25 protein-coding genes and 1 other annotated feature are annotated in these 26,702 nt (G+C 39.7%); all 25 genes read right to left on the reverse strand.

Annotated features, from left to right (window positions below):
* Positions 1–300: 300 nt before the first annotated feature.
* On the reverse strand, positions 301–930 hold the full coding sequence (pyrE, locus tag AC4D4A_RS10990; protein ID WP_140461248.1) for an orotate phosphoribosyltransferase: 630 nt from the start codon (positions 928–930) through the stop codon (positions 301–303).
* Positions 927–1,640: an orotidine-5'-phosphate decarboxylase gene (gene pyrF, locus AC4D4A_RS10995; protein ID WP_490995940.1), complete on the reverse strand. Its 714-nt coding sequence runs from the start codon at positions 1,638–1,640 to the stop codon at positions 927–929. The genes pyrE and pyrF overlap by 4 nt, the downstream gene beginning before the upstream one ends.
* Complete coding sequence (locus AC4D4A_RS11000; RefSeq protein ID WP_066100632.1) at positions 1,612–2,556, reverse strand: dihydroorotate dehydrogenase; 945 nt, start codon at positions 2,554–2,556, stop codon at positions 1,612–1,614. Before AC4D4A_RS11000 ends, pyrF begins: the two co-directional genes overlap by 29 nt.
* Positions 2,553–3,314 (reverse strand): dihydroorotate dehydrogenase electron transfer subunit, encoded by a 762-nt coding sequence (locus AC4D4A_RS11005; protein WP_490995941.1) that lies wholly within the window; start codon positions 3,312–3,314, stop codon positions 2,553–2,555. Before AC4D4A_RS11005 ends, AC4D4A_RS11000 begins: the two co-directional genes overlap by 4 nt.
* The gene (gene carB, locus AC4D4A_RS11010; RefSeq protein WP_490995942.1) at positions 3,311–6,523 is read right to left on the reverse strand and encodes a carbamoyl-phosphate synthase large subunit; all 3,213 of its coding nucleotides are present in this window, start codon (positions 6,521–6,523) and stop codon (positions 3,311–3,313) included. The genes AC4D4A_RS11005 and carB overlap by 4 nt, the downstream gene beginning before the upstream one ends.
* Complete coding sequence (locus tag AC4D4A_RS11015) at positions 6,520–7,608, reverse strand: carbamoyl phosphate synthase small subunit (RefSeq protein ID WP_490995943.1); 1,089 nt, start codon at positions 7,606–7,608, stop codon at positions 6,520–6,522. The genes carB and AC4D4A_RS11015 overlap by 4 nt, the downstream gene beginning before the upstream one ends.
* On the reverse strand, positions 7,605–8,891 hold the full coding sequence (gene pyrC, locus AC4D4A_RS11020) for a dihydroorotase (RefSeq protein WP_490995944.1): 1,287 nt from the start codon (positions 8,889–8,891) through the stop codon (positions 7,605–7,607). The genes AC4D4A_RS11015 and pyrC overlap by 4 nt, the downstream gene beginning before the upstream one ends.
* The gene (locus tag AC4D4A_RS11025) at positions 8,854–9,792 is read right to left on the reverse strand and encodes an aspartate carbamoyltransferase catalytic subunit (RefSeq protein WP_490995945.1); all 939 of its coding nucleotides are present in this window, start codon (positions 9,790–9,792) and stop codon (positions 8,854–8,856) included. Before AC4D4A_RS11025 ends, pyrC begins: the two co-directional genes overlap by 38 nt.
* 149 nt (positions 9,793–9,941) lie before the next feature.
* Positions 9,942–11,246 (reverse strand): uracil permease, encoded by a 1,305-nt coding sequence (gene uraA, locus AC4D4A_RS11030; protein WP_490995946.1) that lies wholly within the window; start codon positions 11,244–11,246, stop codon positions 9,942–9,944.
* Between the two features lie 113 nt (positions 11,247–11,359).
* The gene (pyrR, locus tag AC4D4A_RS11035) at positions 11,360–11,899 is read right to left on the reverse strand and encodes a bifunctional pyr operon transcriptional regulator/uracil phosphoribosyltransferase PyrR (protein WP_140461240.1); all 540 of its coding nucleotides are present in this window, start codon (positions 11,897–11,899) and stop codon (positions 11,360–11,362) included.
* A gap of 182 nt (positions 11,900–12,081) precedes the next feature.
* Entirely contained in the window at positions 12,082–12,996 is a 915-nt protein-coding gene (locus AC4D4A_RS11040; protein WP_490995947.1) for an RluA family pseudouridine synthase, read from the reverse strand.
* Positions 12,989–13,462, reverse strand: coding sequence for a signal peptidase II (gene lspA / locus AC4D4A_RS11045; RefSeq protein ID WP_490995948.1), 474 nt, complete (start codon positions 13,460–13,462; stop codon positions 12,989–12,991). Before lspA ends, AC4D4A_RS11040 begins: the two co-directional genes overlap by 8 nt.
* Positions 13,463–13,736: 274 nt before the next feature.
* Entirely contained in the window at positions 13,737–16,511 is a 2,775-nt protein-coding gene (ileS, locus tag AC4D4A_RS11050) for an isoleucine--tRNA ligase (protein WP_490995949.1), read from the reverse strand.
* Positions 16,512–16,580: 69 nt separating this feature from the next.
* Positions 16,581–16,814: a binding site (T-box leader), on the reverse strand.
* A 59-nt stretch (positions 16,815–16,873) separates the two neighbouring features.
* Positions 16,874–17,386 carry a DivIVA domain-containing protein gene (locus AC4D4A_RS11055; RefSeq protein ID WP_139891289.1) on the reverse strand — a complete coding sequence of 171 codons (513 nt, stop codon included), beginning with the start codon at positions 17,384–17,386 and terminating at the stop codon, positions 16,874–16,876.
* An 86-nt stretch (positions 17,387–17,472) separates the two neighbouring features.
* On the reverse strand, positions 17,473–18,246 hold the full coding sequence (locus AC4D4A_RS11060) for a YlmH family RNA-binding protein (protein WP_490995950.1): 774 nt from the start codon (positions 18,244–18,246) through the stop codon (positions 17,473–17,475).
* A gap of 59 nt (positions 18,247–18,305) precedes the next feature.
* Entirely contained in the window at positions 18,306–18,566 is a 261-nt protein-coding gene (locus AC4D4A_RS11065) for a YggT family protein (RefSeq protein WP_490995951.1), read from the reverse strand.
* Between the two features lie 7 nt (positions 18,567–18,573).
* Positions 18,574–19,017: a cell division protein SepF gene (locus AC4D4A_RS11070; protein WP_066100673.1), complete on the reverse strand. Its 444-nt coding sequence runs from the start codon at positions 19,015–19,017 to the stop codon at positions 18,574–18,576.
* A gap of 16 nt (positions 19,018–19,033) precedes the next feature.
* Positions 19,034–19,708: a YggS family pyridoxal phosphate-dependent enzyme gene (locus AC4D4A_RS11075; protein ID WP_490995952.1), complete on the reverse strand. Its 675-nt coding sequence runs from the start codon at positions 19,706–19,708 to the stop codon at positions 19,034–19,036.
* A 4-nt stretch (positions 19,709–19,712) separates the two neighbouring features.
* A complete protein-coding gene (pgeF, locus tag AC4D4A_RS11080) occupies positions 19,713–20,561 on the reverse strand; it encodes a peptidoglycan editing factor PgeF (protein WP_490995953.1) in 849 nt (282 codons plus the stop codon).
* A 27-nt stretch (positions 20,562–20,588) separates the two neighbouring features.
* Entirely contained in the window at positions 20,589–20,840 is a 252-nt protein-coding gene (locus tag AC4D4A_RS11085) for a YlmC/YmxH family sporulation protein (RefSeq protein ID WP_066100677.1), read from the reverse strand.
* A 333-nt stretch (positions 20,841–21,173) separates the two neighbouring features.
* Positions 21,174–21,950, reverse strand: coding sequence for an RNA polymerase sporulation sigma factor SigG (sigG, locus tag AC4D4A_RS11090; RefSeq protein WP_066100680.1), 777 nt, complete (start codon positions 21,948–21,950; stop codon positions 21,174–21,176).
* A 152-nt stretch (positions 21,951–22,102) separates the two neighbouring features.
* Positions 22,103–22,822 (reverse strand): RNA polymerase sporulation sigma factor SigE, encoded by a 720-nt coding sequence (gene sigE, locus AC4D4A_RS11095; protein WP_490995954.1) that lies wholly within the window; start codon positions 22,820–22,822, stop codon positions 22,103–22,105.
* A 68-nt stretch (positions 22,823–22,890) separates the two neighbouring features.
* Positions 22,891–23,820, reverse strand: coding sequence for a sigma-E processing peptidase SpoIIGA (spoIIGA, locus tag AC4D4A_RS11100; protein WP_490995955.1), 930 nt, complete (start codon positions 23,818–23,820; stop codon positions 22,891–22,893).
* Positions 23,821–24,204: 384 nt separating this feature from the next.
* On the reverse strand, positions 24,205–25,362 hold the full coding sequence (ftsZ, locus tag AC4D4A_RS11105) for a cell division protein FtsZ (protein ID WP_490995956.1): 1,158 nt from the start codon (positions 25,360–25,362) through the stop codon (positions 24,205–24,207).
* Between the two features lie 37 nt (positions 25,363–25,399).
* Entirely contained in the window at positions 25,400–26,689 is a 1,290-nt protein-coding gene (gene ftsA / locus AC4D4A_RS11110; RefSeq protein WP_139891296.1) for a cell division protein FtsA, read from the reverse strand.
* Positions 26,690–26,702: the final 13 nt, after the last annotated feature.

Below are 26,702 nucleotides of genomic sequence, written 5' to 3' on the forward strand. Positions count from 1 at the left end.
ATTCATCTGGGTGCTTAATTGATAGATTTCGGGTAACTCTGCCATTCTCCATTCCTCCTTTTATGCCAGTTTTCCTTATCCGGAGACTATTACGAGAGCCGAATGAACAAAAAGACTGAATGAAACCACTCAGTCTTTTTCCTTATGATATTTCTTGTTGGCGGCTCACGGTATACTCTCCCTCTAATTCTAGCAATCGCTCAATCAGATCACCTATAATCAACATAACGTTTAACAGACATAAACAAAAAAGGGAAACTCAAACAAATTCAAATCATTTCTCGCTGACTCTTTATGTATTTAGTTGACCCAACTCTCATCATAAGGATTTTGCTTCCATTTACGGAGCTTATTCAACTCCTCCTTTGTCACGTATTGGTGTTCTTCCGCAACTTCAATAAGAGTTGAATAATCGCTTAAGGAATAGTATGGAATCTCAATATCAGCAAATGCACTAGTTGCTTTATCCATTTCATATGTAAAGATTGATACAACCCCTAGTACATCACAGCCGGCTTCACGCAATGCCTTGGCACATGTGATTGAGCTTCCTCCCGTTGAGATCAAATCCTCCACGATGACCACTTTATCGCTTTTTTCCGCTTTCCCCTCAATTTGATTTCCTTTTCCATGCCCTTTTGCACTGGAACGTACATAAATCATCGGGAAATCCAGTTGTTCACTTACCCAGGCAGCATGCGGTATACCTGCTGTAGCTGTTCCTGCAATAATCTCTGCTTCAGGAAATTTTTCTTTTATTAATTGAGCCAGACCTTTCGCTATATCCTTCCGTACTTCCGGATAAGACATCGTTAATCGATTATCACAATAAATGGGAGATTTGATCCCAGATGACCAGGTAAAAGGATGGCTTGGCTGTAAGGCAACGGCTTGAATAGATAATAAACGCTCTGCTATTTTTCTTTTCATATCGTTCTCTCCCATTCTTCAACAATCTTATAATAGGCCTCTATTGGATTCTCTGCCTTTGTAATACTTCTACCCACAACGATATAATCACTTCCCTGCACACTAGCCATAAATGGTGTAGCCACTCTTTGTTGGTCTTCTGCTGTATCACTAGCCAGACGAATTCCAGGAGTAACGGTTATAAAATTTCGGCCAACCTGATTTTTAATTTGCTGGACTTCATGTACGGAACAAACCACTCCATCAAGGTCTGATTCTTTTGCTAATTGACTATAATGAATGACACTTTCAGCCAGGGTTGACTGAATGAATTGCTCTCTTTGCATCTGCTCTTCACTTGTACTCGTCAATTGAGTAACTGCTATACATAGTGGTCTTTTTTCTCCAGGAGGAGTACCCTTTTCAAGACCTTCAAGTGCATATTCCATCATCTTTCTTCCGCCTGCTGCATGAACATTAACCATATCGACTCCCAGTCTTGCCACTGTTTCCATTGCTTTCCCAACCGTATTGGGAATATCGTGCAATTTTAAGTCCAGAAAAATGTCATGTCCCAATTCTTTAATTGCCGTAATGATAGAAGGACCTTCCCCGTAATAAAGCTCCATACCTACTTTAACAGCCAGTTTTTCCTCATTAAATTTATGTAAAAAACGCAAGGTAAGCTCTCTATTAGGAAAATCAAGCGCGATAACCGGTGTACTGCGCATTCTTATTCCAACTCCTTCCTATACATTCAGATATATGATCAAACCCGAGTGATAAAATAAGATCTGGCAGAGCGTCAATAATCTCTGGCATTACAAACGGATTAATGAAGTTTGCTGTTCCAACCGCAACCGCACTCGCACCTGCATATAGGAATTCAATTACATCCTCTGCTGTTTCAATGCCGCCCATGCCAATGATAGGAATCGAAACCTGTGAGCTAACATCATGAATCATTCGAATCGCAACCGGCTTAATAGCCGGCCCTGATAAACCGCCTGTCCGATTCGCTAAAATCGGCTGGGCTGTTTTGAGATCGATACGCATTCCTATTAGTGTATTAATCATTGTCAGTCCATCAGCACCGCCTTCTTCGACTGCCTTCGCAATGGAAACTATATCGCTGACATTCGGAGACAATTTAACGTAGACTGGCACTGAAGATACTTCTTTTACCGCTTTAGTTAATTCTTTAGCCACAGACGGATCGGTACCAAATTGAATACCGCCGCATTTTACATTCGGACAGGAAATATTTAGTTCAAGAGCATGCACATTCGGAGCTGTACTTATCCGTTTCGCCGTCTCCACGTAATCCTCCATCAAGGTTCCTGCAACATTAGCAATAATCGGTACATCGTACGTATCAAGCCATGGAAGTTCCTCATTCATCACATGCTCCAAGCCAGGGTTTTGAAGTCCAATAGCATTTAGCATCCCTGCATTTGTTTCCGCTACTCTTGGGGTCGGATTTCCAAAACGCGGTTCAAGAGTCGTTGATTTAATGATGACGGCACCCAACTTGCCGAGATCATAGAACTGGCTGTATTCCCTGCCAAACCCGAAACAACCAGATGCCGGCATAATCGGATTTTTTAAGGCTAATCCAGGCAGCTGCATACGTAATTGATTATTCATATGACCACCTCCTCTGAACGAAATACCGGGCCATCCGTACATATCTTCCGGTAACCATTTTCCGGGGTACGGCACACACAGGCAAAGCAGGCTCCTATTCCGCAGCCCATTCTCTCTTCAAGCGAAATAAACACCTTTTTCCCTTCATATTTATCCTTAACGGCCTTTAGCATCGGTGTTGGTCCACATGCATAAACCACATCAATGTCCAACGGAGCTGAAGCATTTGTTACATATCCTTTTATTCCGTACGTCCCGTCTTCAGTTGTGACAATGGTCTCCCCGAGCTCAGCAAATTCGTTCTCATAAAAAATATCAGCTTTGGTACGGAGACCAAAAATATGAATGACAGATACACCTTTTGCCGTAAAATCTCTTGATAGCTGTAATAAAGGTGGTATTCCAATTCCTCCGCCAATCAAAAGTGCTTTTCCTCCCGGGTTCACTTCCTCAATCGTAAACCCATTGCCAAGCGGACCAAGCACATCGACTTTTTCCCCCGGCTTTTTTTCAGAAAGAATGCTGGTTCCCTTTCCTTCCGCTCTGTAAACGATTGTAAAACGAGATTGCTCAGGGTCAATCTGACATATGCTGATTGGCCTGCGCAGCAAAGGACCTATCCCATCCGATACTTTGATATGTACAAATTGTCCGGGCATTGTCATGGAGGAGACAAGCGTCCCCTCCATAGTCATTTCAAATATTTTCGGTGCAATCATTCGATGGCTGACGACTGTCATCATCTCTTTTTGAATCATAAGCTGATTGCCTCCTTGGCTGTTTGCATATGGTTCATTTTAGTTGTCGAAAACGTTAGCGATTCCAGTACTGTTAAAATGGCATTGGCCGTATCCAAGGAAGTCATGCAAGGAATCCCATTTTCAACCGACTCACGACGAATTCTAAAGCCATCACGTTCAGGCTGTTTTCCCTTGGTTAACGTATTAATCACCAGCTGTGCTTTGCCGTTATGAATCATATCCAATAAGTTCGGCTCTTCACTGCCAATTTTTCCAACAATTCGACATGGAATATTCCCTTGATCTAACGCTTGAGCCGTTCCCTCTGTAGCAATGATTTGATAGCCGATTTCATTGAAACGTTCCGCAAGTAAAACGGCCTCTTCTTTGTCTTTATCCGCAACAGTCAAGAGGACAGTTCCATATTGCTTTATCTGAATTCCTGATGCAATTAACCCTTTATACAAAGCCTTTTGTAATGTATCATCTTTTCCCAGCACTTCACCTGTTGACTTCATTTCTGGTCCGAGCGTAATTTCAACCTGGCGTAGCTTCGCGAATGAAAATACCGGTACTTTTACGTAAACACCCGTCTTTTCAGATACAAGACCATTTTCGAAACCATAATCTTTAAGCTTTTGTCCCAAAATGACCTTAGTAGCCAAGTTTGCCATTGGAACATTAGTGATCTTGCTTAAGAACGGCACAGTCCTGCTTGAACGGGGATTAACTTCAATTACATACACTTCATTATTGGAGACTACATATTGGATATTAAACAAGCCAATGATATTTAAACCCTTTGCCAGTTTAATCGTATAATCTATGATTTTTTCTTTCATACTCTCTGATAGATTCTGTGGAGGGTAGACTGCTATAGAATCGCCGGAATGGACGCCAGCCCGTTCAATATGCTCCATGATTCCCGGAATAACAACTGTTTCACCATCAGAAATCGCATCCACTTCAATTTCTTTCCCTGTTAAATAACGATCGATTAATACAGGATGCTTCGGATTTATCTTTACGGCATTTTCCATATAATGCAGTAAATCCTCCTGATCATCCACGATCTCCATTGCCCTTCCACCGAGAACATAGGACGGCCTTACCAAAATAGGGTATCCAATCTCATCAGCCACTTCGACTGCTTCCTCCACTGACAAGGCTGTTTTCCCTTTAGGCTGCGGGATATTCAGTTCCGTTAAGGCTTGCTCAAACATATCGCGATTTTCAGATCGATCCACATCCTCTAAAGACGTTCCCAGTATCTTAACTCCTCTTTCTACAAGGGCTGAGGCGAGATTAATGGCAGTCTGGCCGCCAAATTGTACAATAACCCCTTCCGGTTTTTCTAAATCTATGACATTCATCACATCTTCAATCGTTAAGGGCTCAAAATATAATTTGTCTGATATGCTAAAATCAGTTGAGACCGTTTCCGGATTGCTGTTTATAATAATCGCTTCATAGCCGGCTTCTTTAATCGCCCAGACAGAATGAACAGTTGCGTAATCAAATTCAACTCCCTGCCCGATTCGAATGGGTCCTGAACCAAGTACGACGACACTCCTCTTTGGTGTTACGATTGATTCATTCTCATCCTCATAAGTGGAGTAAAAATATGGTGTTTCAGATTCAAACTCCGCAGCACAGGTATCGACCATTTTAAATACCGGTTTAATTTGATTGTCCATGCGCCATTGATACACTTCCAATTCAGAGCTATTCCAAAGCTTTGCTAAGATATAATCAGAGAAACCAAGTTTTTTGGCTATTAATGTATATCCCGGATGGAAGGGGGCTTCTAATAGTTTAGCTTCCATCTCAACAATCTTTGCAAATTTATGCAGAAAGAATAAATCAATCCGAGACCATTCATGGATCAACTGAATCGTTAATCCGCGCTTCAGCCCTTCAGCAATATAAAATAGACGTTCATCTGTTGCTTTTTTAATTTGTTTTTCAATCTCTTCATCCATAATCATCTCAGCCTTGGGCAATTCAAAGTGTAAGATTCCAACCTCTAGGGAGCGAATTGCTTTTAATAGAGATTCCTCGAACGTTCTGCCAATTGCCATAACCTCACCAGTTGCTTTCATTTGCGTTCCGAGGGTTCTGTTCCCTTCCTCAAATTTATCAAAAGGCCAGCGTGGTATTTTGGTTACGACATAATCAAGTGCCGGTTCAAAGCTCGCATATGTTTTACCGGTTACGGGATTGATCATCTCATCAAGTGTCAAACCAACTGCAATTTTAGCTGCAAGCTTTGCAATGGGATAACCGGTTGCTTTAGAAGCAAGTGCAGACGAACGGCTCACCCTTGGGTTAACCTCGATAATGTAGTAATTGAAGCTATCTGGATCAAGAGCAAGCTGAACATTACAGCCTCCTTCAATTTTTAAAGAACGAATAATTTTCAACGACGCATTGCGCAATAATTGATATTCTCGATCGCTCAATGTTTGGCTCGGTGCCACTACAATCGAATCTCCCGTATGTATTCCGACAGGATCGATATTTTCCATGTTACAAACCACGATTGCATTATCATTCGAATCTCTCATGACTTCATATTCAATTTCCTTGAACCCTGCAATACTTTTTTCCAGCAAGCATTGGGTGACAGGACTGCTCTTGAGACCACCGGCTACAATCTCGCGTAATTCCTCTTCGTTTGAACAGATTCCGCCGCCTGTCCCTCCAAGTGTATAAGCCGGTCGTACAATTACAGGGTATCCTACAGTCTGAACAAAAGCCTCGGCTTCTTCCAGATTATGAATAATTGCGCTGTCAGGAACCGGTTCATTCAATTCGTTCATTAAGGTTCGGAATAGATCACGGTCCTCAGCCTGCTCAATTGCCGATAGCTTTGTTCCCAGAATTTCAACACTGCATTCCTCGAGCACTCCAGAATTGGACAGTTCTACAGCCAGATTTAGTCCAGTTTGCCCTCCGAGTGTGGGCAATAAAGCATCAGGGCGTTCTTTACGGATGATTTTACTAACAAACTCTAACGTTAATGGCTCAATATAAACCGCATCTGCAATTTCCGTGTCTGTCATAATTGTAGCCGGGTTGGAATTTACCAAGACTACACGATACCCTTCTTCTTTTAATGCGAGACAAGCTTGTGTACCCGCATAATCAAATTCTGCTGCCTGGCCGATTACAATCGGTCCGGATCCAATAACCAGGATGGATTTAATATCTGTACGTTTACTCATTTTACTACCTCCTTCAGTTTGGATCTCTCAATCATGCTAATGAATTGATCAAATAAATAATTTGCGTCCTCCGGGCCAGGCGATGATTCCGGGTGATATTGGACGGTGAAAGCATCGTAGTATTTATGTCTTAATCCCTCAATCGTCCCGTCATTTAATGCAATATGCGTAACTTCCAAGTCTGTTTGTTCAATAGAGTCATATTTTACTGTGTATCCATGGTTTTGCGAGGTCAGTGCAATTTTACCTGTTTTTAAATCTTTAACTGGGTGATTGGAACCGCGATGTCCAAATTTCATTTTTTCAGTTTCTGCATTACATGCTAAAGCAAACAACTGGTGACCGAGACAAATACCGAACATTGGCACTTTTCCGATAATTTTTCTTATCATTTCAATCGCTTCCGGAACATTTTCAGGGTCTCCCGGTCCATTTGTCAGCATGATACCATCCGGACGCAGCGTCATAATTTCTTCAAAGGTAGTATTATAAGGAACAACGATTACATCACAGCCTCGATTATTTAATTCTCTTAATATTCCATGCTTCATTCCGAAATCCACCACGACTACTCGATAACCGCGTCCTGGACTGGGAAACGCTTTTTTTGTAGATACCTTTTGAACCTGATTACGAGGCAGCACAGTTGCTTTCACTTGGTGGAGCATCGTTTCAGCATCTTTAGTTATTGAACAAATTACACCTTTTACTGTACCTCTTTCACGAATCATTCTTGTCAATTTCCGAGTATCAATCCCTGCAATGCCAGGAATATTCTTTATTTTCATGTATTCATCAAGAGAAAAATCACTTCTCCAATTCGAAGGAAAATCAGCCACTTCTTTTACAATTAGGCCACTGAGACTCGGAGCGATTGACTCAAAATCATCCCTATTGATTCCATAGTTGCCGATTAAAGGATAAGTCATCGTAATAATTTGACCACAATATGAAGGGTCAGATAAAATCTCCTGATAACCGGTCATCCCCGTATTAAATACAACCTCACCAATTTTATCGCTTTCTCCTCCAAATGCTTCACCAATAAAAATTGTTCCATCTTCTAAAATTAATTGTCTCTTCATTCAGTTAGACTTCCTTTCTGCCAAACTACTTTACCTTCCACAATCGTCATAACCGGCCATCCTTGACAGCTCAGGCCAGCAAATGGTGTGTTTTTTCCTTTGGAAAGAAAGGTTTGAGGATTAATCACTTGCTCTTCTTCTAAATCAATCAGAACTAGATCCGCTTGTCTTCCTATTTCTATTTTTCCATAGTTAAGTTTAAATGCTTGAGCTGGTTTTATCGTCAAAAAATCAATTAATTGTTTCAGGGTCATCGCTCCCTTTTTCACCAAATATGTATACAACAGCGGAAAAGCTGTTTCTAATCCAACTATGCCAAACGGTGCAAGCCTGATATGTTGTGATTTTTCTTCTTCTGAATGGGGGGCATGATCCGTAGCGATAAAATCAATCGTCCCGTCTAACAGGCCTTCTAGCAATGCTTTTTTGTCATCCTCACCTCTTAAAGGCGGATTCATTTTAAAATTAGGATCCAGCTCCTTAATGTCCATTTCGGACAGTAACAAATGATGGGGGGTTACCTCTGCTGTTACATGTATGCCTGCTTTCTTGGCATCACGAACCGTTCTTACAGACTCCTTCGTGCTGATGTGGCAAACATGATAATGGCACCCTGTTGTCTCAGCCAGTAATACATCCCTGGCAATATGGACCGCTTCACATACTGAAGGGATGCCGGGTAATTCATGTTCTCTCGAATAGATTCCTTCATGTACACATCCACTTTGAATTAACGAATTATCCTCACAATGAGCGACAATGGTCATATCCAGTTTTGCAGCTTTTTTCATAGCTTCAAGCATCATACCAGCTGACTGGATGCCGACTCCGTCATCTGTAAAGGCAAATGCTCCGGATTTTTTCAGAGATTCAAAATCAGTTAATTCCTTTCCGAGCTCCCTGACTGTAATTGATGCATAGGGCAATACCCTTGTGCTCGCCGTTTCTCTTATTCTATTATTTAACGAACGTAAATGTTCGGCTGTATCCGGAACGGGTCGTGTATTCGGCATAGCAGCTACAGTGGTAAATCCGCCTTTTGCTGCAGCCTGTGTACCTGTTTCAATCGTTTCTTTATGTTCTCCTCCCGGCTCTCTTAGGTGAACATGCAAATCGATAAAACCAGGTGCCAATAAAAATCCTTTAGCATGAATGATGTTTGCCTGCTGATTTGGCAATTCATCCTGGATATCGGAAATCACTCCGTTTTGAATTAAAATATCCTTTGTGACCTGTGTTCCATCCTCAAGATAAAATTGCGCACTTTTTATAATTGTATTCATGATTTGCCGCTCCTCCCCTTTGCTCGATACTATTTTTTAAAGCAGCCATTCTCACATATACTCCATTGGTCATTTGTTTAAATATTCGCGAACGTGCGCATTCAACTAAAGAATCATCAATTTCCACACCTCTGTTCACTGGCGCAGGATGCATAATTATACAATTACTCCTCAGCCGTCTCTCCCTTTCAATCGTCAATCCGTATCTGTTCAAATATTCTATTTTGCTCATAGGCAATTCCTCTGAATGACGTTCATGCTGGATCCGAAGCAACATAACTACATCTGCATTTTCGATAGCGTCATCAATTGGTTGATAGGACACATTACTTCCCGGAAGATTCGCCCAATCATGCGGGCCGGAGAATACAATCTTTGCACCTAGCCTGGTCAGTGTTTCCGCATTTGTCCGAGCTACGCGGCTATGCCTGATATCTCCTACAATCGCCACTTTTAAACCTCGGAACGTTTGAAATTCCTGCTTAATGGTCATCAAATCCAATAAACATTGCGTAGGATGATGCCCGCATCCATCACCAGCATTCATTATGGATAAATATACACCACTTTGTATTAAATTTGCAAAAAAATTATCTTCTGAATGACGAATTACTACGGTTTCCACTCCAATTGCTTCTAAAGTCTTCACTGTATCGGATAGGCTTTCGCCTTTTAATACACTTGATGTTTGCACTTCAAAAGGGATTACATCCAGCCCAAGCTTCCGCTGTGCCATTTCAAAGCTGATTTTAGTACGCGTGCTCGCTTCAAAAAATAAATTTGCTACAAAGTGTCTTTTTGCTGGCATCCACGTTTCCCCATTAGCAAATGCCTCAGCATCTAAAAGCAAGCCTGTAATTTCCTCAATCGACAAATCTGTCATCGTAAGTAAATGTTTCACAATCAACCAGCCTCCCATATTCTAAAAAAAACCCTAATTCGTTTTTTACGAATCAGGGTTTTAGTTTATTTAGTCGATTCATCCCAATATCGCATACTGGAATTGTCGTACTTAACCTAATCCCTGTATTTTACTTGTTGGATCTACTATCAACCCTGACTTTCGCTGGTTTCCTTACCGGGAAGTACAAGATTTAAGATGACACCTACAATGGCGGCTAATGCCATTCCTGAAATGGAGGCATGATCGGTGATTTTGAGCATTGCACCACCTACACCAATGATTAAAATGACAGAGGATATGACTAAGTTTCTATTTTTAGATAAATCGATTTTGCTGTCGATCAACATCCGTAAACCACTTGATGCTATGATACCGAACAGAAGAATGGATACCCCACCCATCACAGCTGATGGAATGGATTGAATAAGGGCTGAAATTTTTCCAATAAATCCGAACAGGATTGCAAAGACTGCCGCTCCGCCTATAACATACACACTGAATACCCGTGTAAGAGCCATAACACCTATATTTTCTCCATAGGTTGTATTCGGAGGACCACCAAGACAAGAGGCAATCATAATGGATACTCCATCTCCTAACAATGAGCGATGCAATCCTGGTTTCTCAACAAAATTACGTCCTGCGATTTTACTAATAACCAATTGATCACCTATATGTTCTGATATAGGGACGATGGCAATCGGAATCATAACCAGAATAATCTCCCAGCTTAACGTTGGCGTATAATCAACAAATGGCATCGTGAAGTTTGGAAGCTGGAACCAGGCTGCTTCTTTTACCGGAGTGAAATCTACAATTCCAAAGAAGAGGGCTGTAACATATCCACCAATAATACCGATTAATACTGGAATCAGTGAAAAAAAGTTTTTTAAGACTACACTGCATGTGATCGTGATGGCAAGTGTAATTAAGGCAACCGTAATATGTTTTGTGCTGTAAACAAGCACTTCTGCATTCGGATTTTCATACATGGCCATATTGACTGCTGTTGAGGCAAGACCAAGACCAATTACCATAATGACAGGACCAACTACTACAGGCGGTAAAAAATTTAGGATTGTTTTAGTGCCTAGTTTTTTAACTAATAAAGCAACGAGTGCATAAACAAGTCCAATCAAAAAGCCGCCTACTAAAGCAGAGCCAACACCACTGCTTTCATTTAGTAAAGTAATCGGATAGATAAAGGCAAAGGATGAACCGAGATAGGCTGGTATTTGCCCTTTGGTGATCAGGATGTAAACCAGTGTACCAATACCGCTTGTCAATAGGGCAATTCCCGGATCAAGGCCTGTTAGAATCGGCACAAGAATGGTTGAACCAAACATCGCAAATAAATGCTGCAGGCTTAATATAAACCATTGCTTCGGAGTTGGTTTTTCATTGACATCGTACCTTATATGAGGATTGTTTGCTAATTCTGTAGAAGTCATAATTATTGCCTCCCTGATGAAAGAATTGGTTTCGATGGGAGATGATTATTTGCATAAGCAAATATCACTTGCTCCCCTTTTCAGCCTCACAGGACTGAATTAAAAAGGTTTATTTATTCAAAAATGGAGACTTGTTCACCGTCATCCATTTCTTTTAATTTGACGACAATCTTTTCATTTTTTGCAGTAGGTATATTCTTGCCTACATAATCAGCTCGGATTGGAAGCTCTCTGTGCCCTCTGTCGATCAGGACAGCTAATTGGATTTGAGCCGGTCTGCCGATATCTATAAGGGCATCCAGAGCCGCTCTCACTGTTCTTCCGGTATATAAAACATCATCAACCAGAATGACTTTTTTATCTTTCAAGCTAAATGGTATATCTGATCCATTTACCTGTGGATCCCCACTTTTTGTCTTTGTGCTTAAATCATCCCGGTACAAGGTAATATCCAGTTCACCAACAGGAATTTCCGCTCCTTCAATTTCATGAATTCTTTGTCCCAGACGTTTGGCTAGAAATATACCACGGGTACGAATACCGATCAACACACAATCACTAATACCCTTATTTTTCTCGATAATTTCATGAGAAATCCTTGTTAACGCTCTTGAGATTGCTTTTTCATCAAGCAATGTTGCTTTCTCTAACATATCATCGACCCTTTCCTAAAAATGAAAAAATCCTTTTGCCGCGTGGGCAAAAGGATATAATAAACCATAGAAAAAAGACATACTTCTTCCATTAGTTTTCACGTACCTTTTCAGCCTCACGGGACTGTATTTAAAGGACCCTATTCAGTTGTATCTATATTACTTTAGGATTGTTATCCTTGTCAACAGTCAATTCTTAAAGTTTCCAAATAATCGACAAAATATGCTGGCAATGGCGCTTCAAATTCCAAATATTCCTCTGTTCTTGGGTGGATAAATCCCAGAACTGCTGCATGTAAAGCCTGTCCATTTAAATCAGGAGTTTTTCTTGGTCCATACTTAGGATCACCGGCAAGAGGATAACCAATATATTTCATATGGACACGAATTTGATGTGTACGTCCTGTTTCAAGCTGACATTCAATAAATGTAAAGTCCTTAAATCTTTCCAGTACATGAAAATGTGTAACTGCATGCCTTGAATTATCGTCCGTTACTGTCATGCTTTGACGGTCTCGTTTATCACGGCCTATCGGCGCATCTACCGTTCCTGCATCATGCGGAATGATACCGTGGACAAGTGCCTTATACTTCCGGGTAACTGTTTTTTCAGTTAATTGCTTTACAAGTCTCTCATGTGCATAATCATTTTTAGCGACCATGAGCAATCCTGAAGTATCCTTGTCGATACGGTGAACGATACCTGGACGCATCACACCATTGATTCCTGATAAATCCTTGCAATGGTACATTAAAGCATTTACAAGTGTACCTGATCCATGTCCTGCTGCCGGATGCACAACCATTCCTTTAGGTTTATTCACAACAATGACATCCGCATCCTCATAATAAATATCAAGAGGTATGTTCTCAGCTACAACATCTAGTTCCTCTGGCTCTGATGGTGTGATTTCAATAGAGTCACCAAGCTGACATTTATAATTTGCCTTTACCTGCTTTTCATTAACCAGAATATTTCCTTCTTTTATCCACTGCTGGACTTGAGAACGTGACCATTCTTCATTTAAAACGGAAAGGACCTTATCAAGCCTTTCACCTTTATGTTCTTCTGTTACTATCAGTCTTTGACTATCCATTCTTTAGCTCCTTAGCTCTTTTTTCCTCCAAAAACATAGCAATCACCAATAATCCAACTCCTACACAAAGAGCAGAATCTGCCACATTAAAGACAGGAAAACTGTATGAGAATATATACGTATGCACAAAATCAACTACTTCATTGCGGAAAATCCGATCAATAAAATTACCAATCGCTCCTCCAAGAATAAGTCCAAGGGATATCCCCGTCAACTTATCGGTACTGAATTTTCTTATGTAAAAGACAATTCCAATAATAACCACGGTTGTTACGATATAAAAAAACCACATTTGTCCCTGAAGAATTCCCCAGGCTGCCCCTCGGTTTCTGTGAGAGGTAATGTATAGAAAGTTTTCAATGATTGGTATACTTTCCCCTAAGGTCATATACTTAACGACCAACCATTTCGTAAATTGGTCAATCATGATAATGAGCAACGCAATCAAATAATACATATATAACATAAGCTTGCCCCCTGCCTGCTTAAAATGTACATACTGCCTAACAAATTGTAGCATATCTATCTAACAAATGTTTTAAAACTTTAACAAAAATACAGGCCCTTTCGAATAGATGAAAGGGCCTATAGAAGGAATAGCATCCCAGTATTTTGGAGCAGGTCGGTCTATCACCTCTACTGCCCACACATAAAAGCTCTTCAAATGAGAGAGTGCCTCACTTTTCACTGATTGCATAAGCACTCAGGGAATCGGCTCTCTATCATCTTAAAATACACGATTATCCGAGTTCTGGATATTCGTTAACTACCACTGTGGAGCAGCGTTCACATAAAGTTGGGTGTTTTTCAATTGTACCAACCTCTTCACTGATATTCCAGCAACGTTCACAAGTTTCTCCATCTGCTTTTGTGACTAAAATTGCCGCATGCTCTAACTTAATTGCTTCTTCCGGTGCATCGTAAATGTATCCGGCAACTTCCACTGAAGAAACGATAAATAATTGTTCAAGGCTTTCTTCAATGCTTTCAAGCAAATCTTTTGTTTCTTCACTTACATACAATGCTACTTTCGCATTTAATGATTTACCAATCACTTTTGCATTCCTTGCTTCTTCAAGCGCTTTAAGGACATCATCTCGTAAAGTCATGAACAGATCCCATTTCGCTTTAACAGCTTCACTATTTGAATACTTTTCAACGGACGGCATATCTGTCAATTGTACGCTCTCTGCATCAGCATCATCGATAAAAGTCCATACTTCATCAGCTGTATGCGGCAGAATAGGCGCAATCAATTTAACCAGTTTCAATAAGCATTCATGCAATACAGTTTGAATTGCACGGCGGCTATCACTGTTTTCCGCATCGCAGTATAGAATATCCTTTGCATAATCCAGATAGAAGGAACTTAAATCCTGTGTACAGAAATTATTAATACCATTATAGATATCAGCAAATTCATAATTGTCATAGGATTGTTTTACCTGATCAACCAAATCATTTAACTTAATGAGCATATACTGGTCCACTTCACGAAGATTCTCGTAAGAAACAGCATCACGCTCTGCGCTAAATCCGCTCAGGTTTCCAAGCAGGAATCTGAATGTGTTACGAATTTTACGATATACTTCGGATACTTGTTTCAGGATATTATCAGAAACACGTACATCAGCCTGATAATCGACACTCGCTACCCAAAGACGCAGAATATCTGCACCCATTTGATTAATAACTTTTAATGGATCGATTGTATTGCCAAGGGATTTACTCATTTTGCGCCCTTCACCATCCAGTGTAAATCCGTGGCTCAATACCTCCTTGTAAGGAGCTTTACCAGTAACAGCAACAGACGTGATTAAAGAGGAATTAAACCATCCGCGATACTGGTCTGAACCCTCAAGGTAAAGGTCAGCTGGTCTTCTCAAATCTTCTCTTGCTTCAAGAACTGATTGATGGGAGGAACCAGAGTCAAACCATACGTCCATAATATCTGTTTCTTTCGTAAATAAGCCATTCGGGCTGCCTTCATGTGTAAAGCCTTCTGGGAGAAGATCTTTTGCATCTTTCTCAAACCAAACAGTGGAACCGTATTGTCGGAATAAATCGGATACATGCTTAATCGTTTCATCCGTAATGATTGCTTCCCCATTCTCTGCATAAAACACCGGAATCGGTACGCCCCATGCACGCTGACGGGAAATACACCAGTCTCCACGATCACGAATCATGTTAAATAATCTCGTTTCACCCCATGCAGGTACCCATTTAGTTTCTTTGATCTGCTGCAATAAATCTTCACGGATATTATCAACAGAAGCAAACCATTGGTCAGTCGCACGGAAGATTGTTGGCTTTTTCGTTCTCCAATCATGTGGATAAGAGTGTGTTATGAAATCAAGTTTTAACAGAGCTCCGACTTCTTCAAGTTTATCTGTGATTTCTTTGTTTGCTTTATCATAGAATAATCCTTCAAATCCAGGAGCATCAGAAGTCATATGACCTTTTCCATCCACTGGGCAGAGTACACCAAGATTATATTTTTGACCTACGATAAAGTCATCCTCCCCATGTCCTGGAGCAGTATGAACACAGCCTGTACCTGCATCAGTTGTTACATGCTCTCCTAAAATAACCAGTGAGTCACGATCATACAATGGATGTTTAGCGACTACATATTCCAGTTCAGCACCCTTAACAGTCTTCTCAACCTCAGCATTCTCCCATCCAAGTGTTTCTTTAACGGAAGGCAATAATGTTTCAGCCACAATATATTTTGTACCGTCCACATTCACAAGTACATAATCAAGGCGTGGGTGAACAGCAATTCCTAGGTTAGCTGGAATGGTCCAAGGTGTCGTTGTCCAAATAATGAACTTTGCTCCCTCTTCCACTGCTCCTTTGCCATCCTTCACATCAAATGCAACAAAGATAGATGCTGATTTTTTGTCGTGGTATTCGATTTCCGCTTCAGCCAGTGCAGATTCACTGGAAGGAGACCAATAAACCGGTTTTAATCCTTTATAGATATAGCCTTTTTTCGCCATATCACCGAAAACTTTGATTTGCTCAGCTTCATATTCAGGTTTCAGTGTGATGTAAGGATTTTCCCAGTCCCCTCTTACGCCTAAACGTTTAAATTGAGTACGCTGTTGATCAATTTGTGTATAAGCATATTCCTCACAAAGTTTACGGAATTCAGCGATTGTCATTTCCTTACGATTTACTTTTTTGTTTTTTGTTAGAGCTGTTTCAATTGGTAAACCATGCGTATCCCAACCTGGTACATATGGCGCATTATAACCATTCATAGATTTAAAACGAACAATAAAATCCTTTAAGATTTTGTTCATCGCATGCCCGATATGGATGTTTCCGTTCGCATAAGGAGGTCCGTCATGCAGCACAAATTTAGGAAGGTCCTTTGTGCGCTCCTGTACTAATTTGTAAATATCTTTTTCTTCCCAACCTGCTTGAACTTCCGGTTCTCTTTTTGGTAAATTACCACGCATTGGAAATTCTGTTTTAGGCATCAATAATGTGTCTTTAAATTCCATTCCATTCACTCCTTAAACTTCCGTTAAACGATTTTCATAAATAAATACAAAAAAGCCTCTTCATCCCGGTAAAGGGACGAAAAGGCTATATTTCCGCGGTACCACCCTTTTAGAATATTGCCTGACAATATTCCTCTTGGTATTCGTAACGTGAATGACTCGCCGCTATTTACTGCCAGTATACTGGGTTCAAAAGCAGACTCAGGGATGATCTTCCAACCAGATTCTTTTACCGGACTCCCACCTTCCCCGGCTCGCTACAAAAAGTATGATCTGATGTACTGTTCCCGTCTTCGTTTTATCATTTTTTGATTAGATTTGTTAAGATATTATATTCAATAACTTATGATAAAGTCAAGACCTTACATTTCTTCTTCATTCAGGTCGATATCAAATTCAGTGGCATCCACGTCATATTTAAGAAGTTTATCCCAGTCTTCACTATTTAATAAATCAAGCTGGGCTTCAACTAGCATTTTAAAACGCATTCTGAATACTTTAGATTGCTTTTTAAGATCTTCAATTTCAATAGCAATTTTTCGTGCTTTAGATAAAGCCTCATTGACAATTCGGTCAGCATTTTTTTCCGCTTCCTTCATAATCAATTTAGCCTCTTTTTGAGAATTACGTTTGACATCTTCTCCGGCTTCCTGAGCAATGACGATTGATTTATTCAACGTTTCCTCAATGCTGGAGAAATGCTCAAGGCGTTGTTCCAACTCTTCCACTTTAGCTTCAAGATCTTTCTTATCTCGAAGGACCAACTCGTAATCTTTAATTATTTGGTCAAGAAACTCATTTACTTCATCTTCATCGTAACCGCGGAATCCTCTGCCGAATTCCTTGTTATGTATGTCTAGCGGTGATAATGGCATAGACTGCACCTCCGAATACTGATTCTTCTCTTAATTATTATACTATGCTTTCGACAGTAATGGTGATATTCCTTCTAAATTCCTGATTATTTTTGTATTCCACACTTTATTTTCCATTTATCTTTCTTTGTTTTTCCTTCAATGGAAAATATCTTCATTCTTCCTATCCCACGAGTGGATAACACATCACTTTCTCTGATTTCATATGATGGATTATCGACTTGTTTCCAGTTTACCTTAACACGCCCCTGCTGTACGAGTGTTTGGCTCTTTTGCCTCGAAATATTAGCAATAGCCGACAATATCGTATCAATTCTCATGGAGGAAACCGTCACTTGGCATTCCTTCCATTGCTCAGTAACCGTCATGACTTGATCAGCAGAGATTTCCTGAAACTTTACCCCCGCATTGCCCATTTTAGATATATTCATTTCCAGATAGGATGCTACATCTTTTGCGACAACGAATTGTACTCGCTCCCCTTCGATCCAAATATCACCAAATTTTTCTCTCTTTAAGCCAACAGACATTAACGTGCCTAGAATCTGCCTGTGTTTCAGTGTCGTAAATTTTGTAGAATAAAACAATTCATAAATAGTCAGTTCGTAATCCTCGAATTGCGGTTCATAATAATCCGGATAGAGGAATGCTCTTTGTCGCTCGGCTGCTTCGCTTCCTCCAAAAAAGGAAACAAGAACATCTCCATTTGTACCAATTAGCATCCTTACAATCTCTGATTCTCTGGGGTCAAGAAAATCTGTCAATTTAGGGGCGTATTGCTCCTTGACTTGATCAATCCATCCAAGCACCTGATCGATAAATTCTCTTTCTTCCTGACGAAAATGCTGATAAATATCCATTTACATCCTCCAGCTAAAATATAAAAGCTCCCTGTTTAGAAAGGGAGCTAACATTCTTCTTAAAAAGCGCCTGCTAATGCGGAGATTCCTACTCGTGCCATATTTAACACAAGGATTGCTATAATTGGAGAAATATCAATCATGCCGAGTGAAGGTACAATTCTCCTGAACGGTTCCAAAAACGGCTCACATATGCGTGCCAAAAACATTCCAATTCCTGTATCCCTTGCATTTGGAAACCACGACATTAATATGTAAATAATCAAGGCCCAGGAATATATATCTACTGCTTTATAAAGTATATAAAAAACGATATCCATTATTTACTTACCACCTTATATCCTCCAGTTCATCTTCTTGAGCATATCCAGAGATGGAACCTGAAACATCAACATTATCAGGAGTACATAAGAATATATTTGACCCGATACGCTGAATATCCCCACCGATTGCATAGACTGTCCCACTTAAAAAGTCAACAATTCTTCTAGCCTGGTCTGGTGAAATCCTTTGTAAATTCACAACAACTCCACGGCGGTTTTTTAAATGGTCGGCAATCTCCTGAGCATCTGCATACGCTCTTGGTTCCAGCAATACTAATTTAGAAGATTTCTGTATGCTTTGAAGACTCACTATATTTTGTTGTTTTTGCTGCTGATCATGTTTATTCACTTTTGCCGGAACTTTTTCTTCTTCAACATATTGTTCCTCATACTCATATTCTTCATCCTCGAGTGCAAAGAACGTTTTCATTTTTGATACGATAGACATTATCTACACCTCTCTTTTATTCATTCCCTACCAAGGCAGTTCCAATTCTAACCATGGTTGCACCTTCTTCAATGGCAATTTCATAGTCATTTGACATACCCATTGAGAGTTCTGTGCATGGGGCATTGGGCAACTTCATATTTTGTATCACTACTTGCAATTCTTTGAGTTTACGGAAACAAGTACGTATTTCTTCTTCATCATCTGTGAAAGGAGCCATCGTCATAAGTCCCATTACCCTAATTTTTTTAAATTCAGCAAGATGTTGTACAAACTCAATTGCAACCTGAGGCTGTATCCCATGTTTAGTATCTTCTCCGCTTACATTTATCTGAACAAAACAGTCAATCGGGCGGGTGGCTCTCTTTTCTATTTCTTCAGCCAATGATAAGCGATCCAGGGAATGAAGAACGTCCACACGATTTATGATCGATTTTACCTTTCTCGTTTGAAGCGAACCGATAAAATGCCATACTGGTCGTTCTTTTATACCCTCTTGCTTGGCAATTAATCCTTCCGGGCGGTTTTCGCCAAGGTTTGTAATTCCAGCTTTATAGGCTTCTAGAGCGCGTTTTGTTGAAACATATTTTGTAACAGCAATTATTTGTATATCTTGTGGATTACGACCTGCACGTTTTGCAGCACTCTCTATTTTTTCATGAATGATCTGCAGGTTTTCTGACACTTTCAAAGTTCTATTCCTCCTTCCAGCCGATTAACCCCAACATTCGACCAGTTTTCCCCTCATCACGTCGGTGAGAAAAAAAGTAAGAATCATCACAACTTGTACAAAAATCAGTTGTCATAATATTCTCTGGTAAAATACCGGCTTTCTGAAGAATTAAAGCATTCGCCAGCTTTAAATCAAGCTGATATTGATTCTCCGTAATTTGATTATAAGCGGTTTTTGTCTGTTCTTCTAGTATAACCTCTAAATAGTTAATTACTTTTTTGTCGACCGTATAACAGTTTTGGCAAATAGATGGCCCTATTGCAGCATATATCTCTGCAGGCTGTACGCCTTCAGCCTGTCTCCATATATCAATCATAGATGAACCTATGCCGGCAACCGTCCCCTTCCAGCCCGCATGTACAATCCCAATCAAATGATGGTTTGGCGCCATAAAATATACGGGTACACAATCCGCAAAGCAAAGCGTCAGTACTATTCCGCTTTCTTTTGTATATAAACCATCCGTTGCTTTTAATGCTGTTTTATAATCTAACGCTCCAAGCCCGGCATGACTTTTTTCAATTTTCACAATAGAAGCATCATGCGTCTGCTCAGCCCCAACCCATCTTTCAACAGGAAAATGGAGCTGGTCAGCCAGAATACGCCTGTTTTCTATTACTTTTCCATCCATATCATACACGTGAAAAGCTGTATTCATCGAATGAAACGGAAAATCGCTGATGCCTCCGTTCTTCGTAGTAAATCCCGCCAATAAATTCGGATGCTGATCCTTCCAATCTTTTATCGACAAAAATGATTCGGAAAACTGAACAAATGGTTCCAAGCTAATACCCCTCGATTTTTCTTTCATTTTATCATAATCCCGCATAATTTTCTTCTATTCATTAAAACTTCCGTATCCCTTGTATTCCACAAGAATCACATCTTCTCCAATCATTTTAATTTTATACCACGGAATGACAGTGTCTTCCTCTTTATTTAAAAACGAAAGCATTTTACTGTTTGCTACCGTTATACTTTCTATTTTCCCAGTACTTAGATTAATTTCTATATCTTCAACATTTCCCAATCGTTTTCCATCGAATGTATTTACGATATCTTTGACTTGTAACTCAGAAATTTTAATCATGCTCTATCTCCTCCACTCGGGATCTGTAGTTACAGGCATTATATGAATGGAAAGAACAATAAAGAACTTCTCTCTCCGGCACTCTTATCCATCAAATCTTGAACGTTTAATAAAACAGATTTTCATTTTCGATATTCTTTCATATCTGGCCATCTATATAACCCTAAAATCTTAAATAACAGATGTAAGTGCTGCAGGAATTTTTTAGTTCCCTTTTTCAAAACCGGAGCCACCCGTTATTATAAATATTCCTACATACAAATAAAAACTATCCTGCAAACGAGGATAGCTTAAGGGCAATACATATTTAATTATAAGTTCATTAATCAGCAGCTAGATATTTTTATTCATTTGGCGAATAGCCGCTTTTTCCAAGCGGGATACCTGTGCCTGTGAAATACCGATTTCCTCAGCAACTTCCATTTGCGTTTTCCCTTGGAAGAAACGTTTCTTAAGGATCATTTTCTCACGCTCATTTAACCTGCGCATGCCATCTTTTAATGCAATCTCATTAATCCATGTGCTATCTTTACTCTTCTCATCACTGAGCTGATCCATTACAAAGATCGGATCGCCTCCATCATTGTAGATAGGTTCAAATAATGACACCGGGTCCTGGATTGCATCTAGTGCAAATACTACCTCTTCATACGTAACATCAAGAGCTTTTGCAATTTCTTCAGATGTCGGTTCTCTCGATGTTTCACTCATCAGTCTCTCTCTGACCTGTAAAGCCTTGTATGCAATATCTCTCAACGATCTGGAAACCCTAATCGGATTATTATCCCGTAAATAACGGCGAATTTCCCCAATGATCATTGGTACAGCATACGTAGAAAATTTTACATTCTGACTTAAGTCAAAGTTGTCAATCGATTTCATTAAACCAATGCATCCAACCTGGAAGAGGTCATCAACATACTCACCCCTGTTATTAAAGCGCTGAATGACACTTAGGACAAGTCTAAGATTACCGTTAACCAACTTCTCCCGTGCTGATGATGATTCTCCAGATTGCATCTGTTTAAACAACTCTCGCATTTCATCATTTTTTAAAACAGGTAATTTTGATGTATCCACACCACATATTTCTACTTTGTTTCGTGTCAATCCATTCCCTCCTAGCAGGAGCTGCTGTACAAAGTAAAGTATCTCCGCGGGAGGGAATTATATGCATATAAAAATTATTTCCGTATAGTGACTAAATGAAAATCCCCTGATTCATAAAGCTTTTATACGACTAAATATTTTTTACACCTTTCTTAAACCATTTTATTAAATTCTTTTCTAAGTCTTTTTATAATTCGCTTTTCAAGACGGGAGATATAGGATTGCGATATCCCCAGTAAATCAGCAACATCCTTTTGTGTCTTTTCCTCTCCACCAACAAGACCAAATCTTAGTTCCATAATCTGCTTCTCACGATCATTCAATTGTTCGAGTGCTTTAGCCAAAAGTTTTTTATCAATACTTGTCTCTAAATTTTTTGTGATGATATCATCATCGGTTCCCAATACATCTGATAAGAGTAGTTCATTCCCATCCCAATCAATATTCAGAGGTTCATCAAATGAGACTTCGGAACGCGTTTTACTGTTTCGTCGTAAATACATTAAAATTTCATTTTCAATACATCTTGATGCGTATGTCGCAAGCTTTATTTTTTTTTCTGGATTAAAGGTATTCACAGCTTTAATAAGTCCGATTGTGCCTATACTGATTAAATCTTCAATGTTAATACCCGTATTCTCGAATTTGCGTGCTATGTATACAACTAAACGAAGATTTCGTTCAATTAGCATAGATCTTGCTGTTTCATCACCAGCAGGCAGTTTATGAATTAATATTTCTTCCTCTTCCTTACTTAGTGGCGGTGGAAGAGCCTCGCTGCCGCCAATATAATATACTTCATCTGACTTGAGCCTTAATTTCACTAAAACTTTTGTCCAATAATAGGATAGTCTAAAGCGGAAATTTCTCAATTGTTTAACCCCTTTCCTAATCCTTTAACGTCTATTTTCTTCTTGAAATGAGTATAGTGATTATTACATTAAGAGGCAGATGCTGAATCACCGGCCGGTACCATTTTTGGATGAACAATGGAATCGAAAAGCCCTTCTCCTGATAATTGCTGCATGGTAAAAGAAATTAAACATTTTTGAACCTCGCGGCATTCATTCGCTGCTTTTATGGATAGGGCATCGGGTTTAAACGCAATTAACAATTGACTGTCATTGCCAACAACCTTACATGGAATAATTCTCATTTTTTCTTGCCACTCATCAGGGAGATCAGCAAAATCGACATTCATATTCTGTATACCTTTATCAATCAACTTAGATACAGGCGCAGGTATCATTGTTTCCCTGCCATAGAGTGAAATAATTGCTACAGGCGAACCTGATATCGGATCGAGTAATTGGTTTCCTGTGTCAACAAGCCCTTCTGATTCAAATGAGACGCCATTAATTTCTACAACCATTGTCACCCTCTGCTCTTTATTCCATTTGGCAAGATCAAGGATGTTAATATGCTTTTTTGAAAAATGCCAAGCCAACGGAAATCCAATCATAACAAAAATCCAACTGACCGGGTCACCAAAGCTTCCTGCTCCACTTGCAAAACCGTTGAAATATTCAGTCACTTTAAAACTAAAAAAATAGTGACTGCCTAAGAGGATCCCGCCAATGGTAAAGGTCACCGCATATAAAGTTACTACTCTTTTTAAAAATGCTCGAATACTTCTAAAACCAAATGCAGTTAAAACCATCAAAATAGAAACCATGCATTTCAGCCAGATTTGATCTGCCAAATAGGAATAGGGTGTGATATATAGCCAAACAACCATAGATCCCACTAACCCTCCTGCCAGCATTCTAATCCATTTTATATGGTTTTTTAATAAAACTGCAGTCCAGACCAGTATACTTGTATCAAAGATCCAATTGAGAAACCAAATGGCATCAATATAAATAGTCATATTGTTTCCCCATACTTTTTTTTAATAGAACATATGAAAAATTATAACCTGACATAATCCAAAAGGTTGTCACTTCGTGTAAAGAGTGCAACCGTTTTTTATTTATATTTTCATCAATATTTGTCGATGGTTTACTGCAAAATTTTCATGGTCATATTTACTTTAATTAGCAGAACTACCGAAGTGGAAAAACGAATTAAAACAATCAAACAGGCCTGTAATTAAAATGTTTGAAAATAGATACCATCCAACTAAATTCATAAGACAAGCTAATAACCCTTTAGCCTTTTTCTACAAACCAGCTGGTAATAAATATCTATACAAACAAAAAAGAAGATGACGAGTAATTTACCATTACATCATCATCTTCCTCTATGAATTTTATTATCTACGACGATTACGATTTCTTAAGAACGTAGGAATATCAAGTGTATCATCAGTATTGCTGCTCACTTGATTGTTTCTGCTAGGTTCTGAAGTATAAGATTCTTCACGCTTAGGTACTTCGCGCTTGATCGGATTCGGATTCGTTTGAGGAGCAGGTCGTGATTGGCCAAAGTTCGGTCTTGCCGCTGGACGTTGTTGTTCAATTTCATTGAATCCAGTCGCAATCACAGTTACTACAATTTCATCTTTTAAATTCTCATTAATAACAGATCCAAAAATCATATTTACTTCCTGATCGGAGGCTGATGCTACAATATCAGCAGCTTCCTGAACTTCGAATAAGCTTAAGTTCGTTCCTCCTGTGATGTTCATTAACACACCTTGAGCACCATCAATTGATGTTTCAAGCAATGGACTGGAGATAGCTTTTTTAGCCGCTTCTGCAGCACGGCTTTCACCTGATGCCACCCCGATTCCCATTAAAGCGGATCCTTTATTGGACATAATTGTTTTCACATCTGCAAAGTCAAGGTTAATTAATCCTGGTACTGCGATTAAGTCAGAAATACCTTGTACACCTTGTCTTAAAACATTATCTGCTTCACGGAAGGCTTCAAGCATTGGTGTACTTTTATCAACGATTTCTAATAATCGATCATTTGGAATAACAATTAAAGTATCAACAGATTCTTTCATAGCAGCAATTCCACCCTGAGCCTGCGTGGAACGCTTACGGCCTTCGAATGTAAATGGCCTTGTCACTACACCAACCGTCAGGGCACCCAACTCACGGGCAATCTGAGCTACAACTGGAGCAGCTCCTGTTCCGGTACCACCGCCCATACCGGCTGTAACAAATACCATATCTGCTCCTTGAAGGGCTTGCTCAATTTGTTCCTTACTTTCTTCTGCAGCTTTTTTTCCAACATCCGGATTGGCGCCAGCGCCAAGTCCACGTGTCAATTTACCGCCTATTTGCATTTTTATTTCAGCTTTTGATAGATTCAAAGCTTGGGCATCTGTGTTAACCGCAATGAATTCTACCCCTTGTAAGCCGTGTTCAATCATTCGGTTAACGGCGTTATTTCCGCCGCCCCCTACTCCGATTACTTTTATCGTTGCTAACGAATCAATATTTGTATCAAATTCTAGCATGGAAAGTCCTCCTATTATTTTCGGTAAAGTGTTTCCCTTATTCGAAAAATACTCCGAAGAATTTTTTCATTTTTGTACTCACTTTATCTTCCGGATTTTTTGGTGCTTTTTCTTTTGGAGCTGGTTTTTGAGCCGGACGCTTTTCTGTTGTTTCTCTGGTAGCAGCAACAGTATGCGCTCCTAACTTCAAGCCTTGCGATCTGGCTTTGTTACAAGCATATGTGATAAGACCAACAGAAGTTGTGTACTGAGGTTCTCTGACACCTATGTAATTTGGTTCCGCTCCACGAACGCGATTTTGCAGGATATTTTGTGCTAAATCCAGTATACCAGGGGTTTTTACTACTCCACCAGTGAGAACATATCCCCCAAGTAAATCAGTTACACCCATATTTACTATAGCATCTTCTACCATTTCAAAGATTTCTGTTAATCTATCTTCCATAATATCAGATACAATAAATTGATTGCAGGTCTGTTGTTTTTCACTGCCAATCACCGGCACTGTAAATGTTTCTTCTTCCGCATCATCATCAATAAATGCATGGCCATGTCTAACTTTAATTTGTTCGGATACATCTGTTGGTGTTTTTAACACAATACTGATATCTTTTGTAATATTATTTCCGCCAAGCGGGATAACTGTAGCTCCTTTTAACTCCCCATCTTCAAATACAGCGACCTGTGTAGAACCGCCGCCTATATCAACTAGGGCTATTCCAAGATTACGCTCATCCTTGGATAAAACAAGTGAGCCGGCCGCCATAGGCTGCAATGCAATATCAGTTATTTCTAATCCTGCACGTTCTACAGCGCGAAGGGTATTATGTAAAATGGTTCTTAGTCCGGTAATTAATACGCCCCTCATTTCAAGGCGAACTCCAGTCATACCTTTTGGGTCGCTGATTTCATCTATTTCATCCACTTTGTAATGAACAGGAATAACATCAATAATTTCTCGATCAGAAGGAATTGTGACTAATTCCGCCTGTTCTCTAACACGAGTTTTATCCTCTTCTGTAATCTCCCGATTGTCATTGGATACAGCGACTACCCCATGGCATGGCTGAAGCATAATATGATTGGCGCTGATTCCGACAATCACTTTACGAATCTCCATACCTACCATTCTTTCAGCTTGTTCAACTGCTTTTCGAATGGATTTGACAGTTTCATCTATATCAACAATCTGACCTTTTTTCAAGCCTTCAGATGCTGCATTCCCCACACCGATTATGTTCAAGGAGTCATTTTCCATTTCTCCTATTATCACTTTCACAGTGGATGTACCGATGTCAAGGCTAACATAAATTTCATTGTTGTGCACCCTTTGGCACCTC

Source organism: Pradoshia sp. Z5_111 (assembly GCF_058267535.1).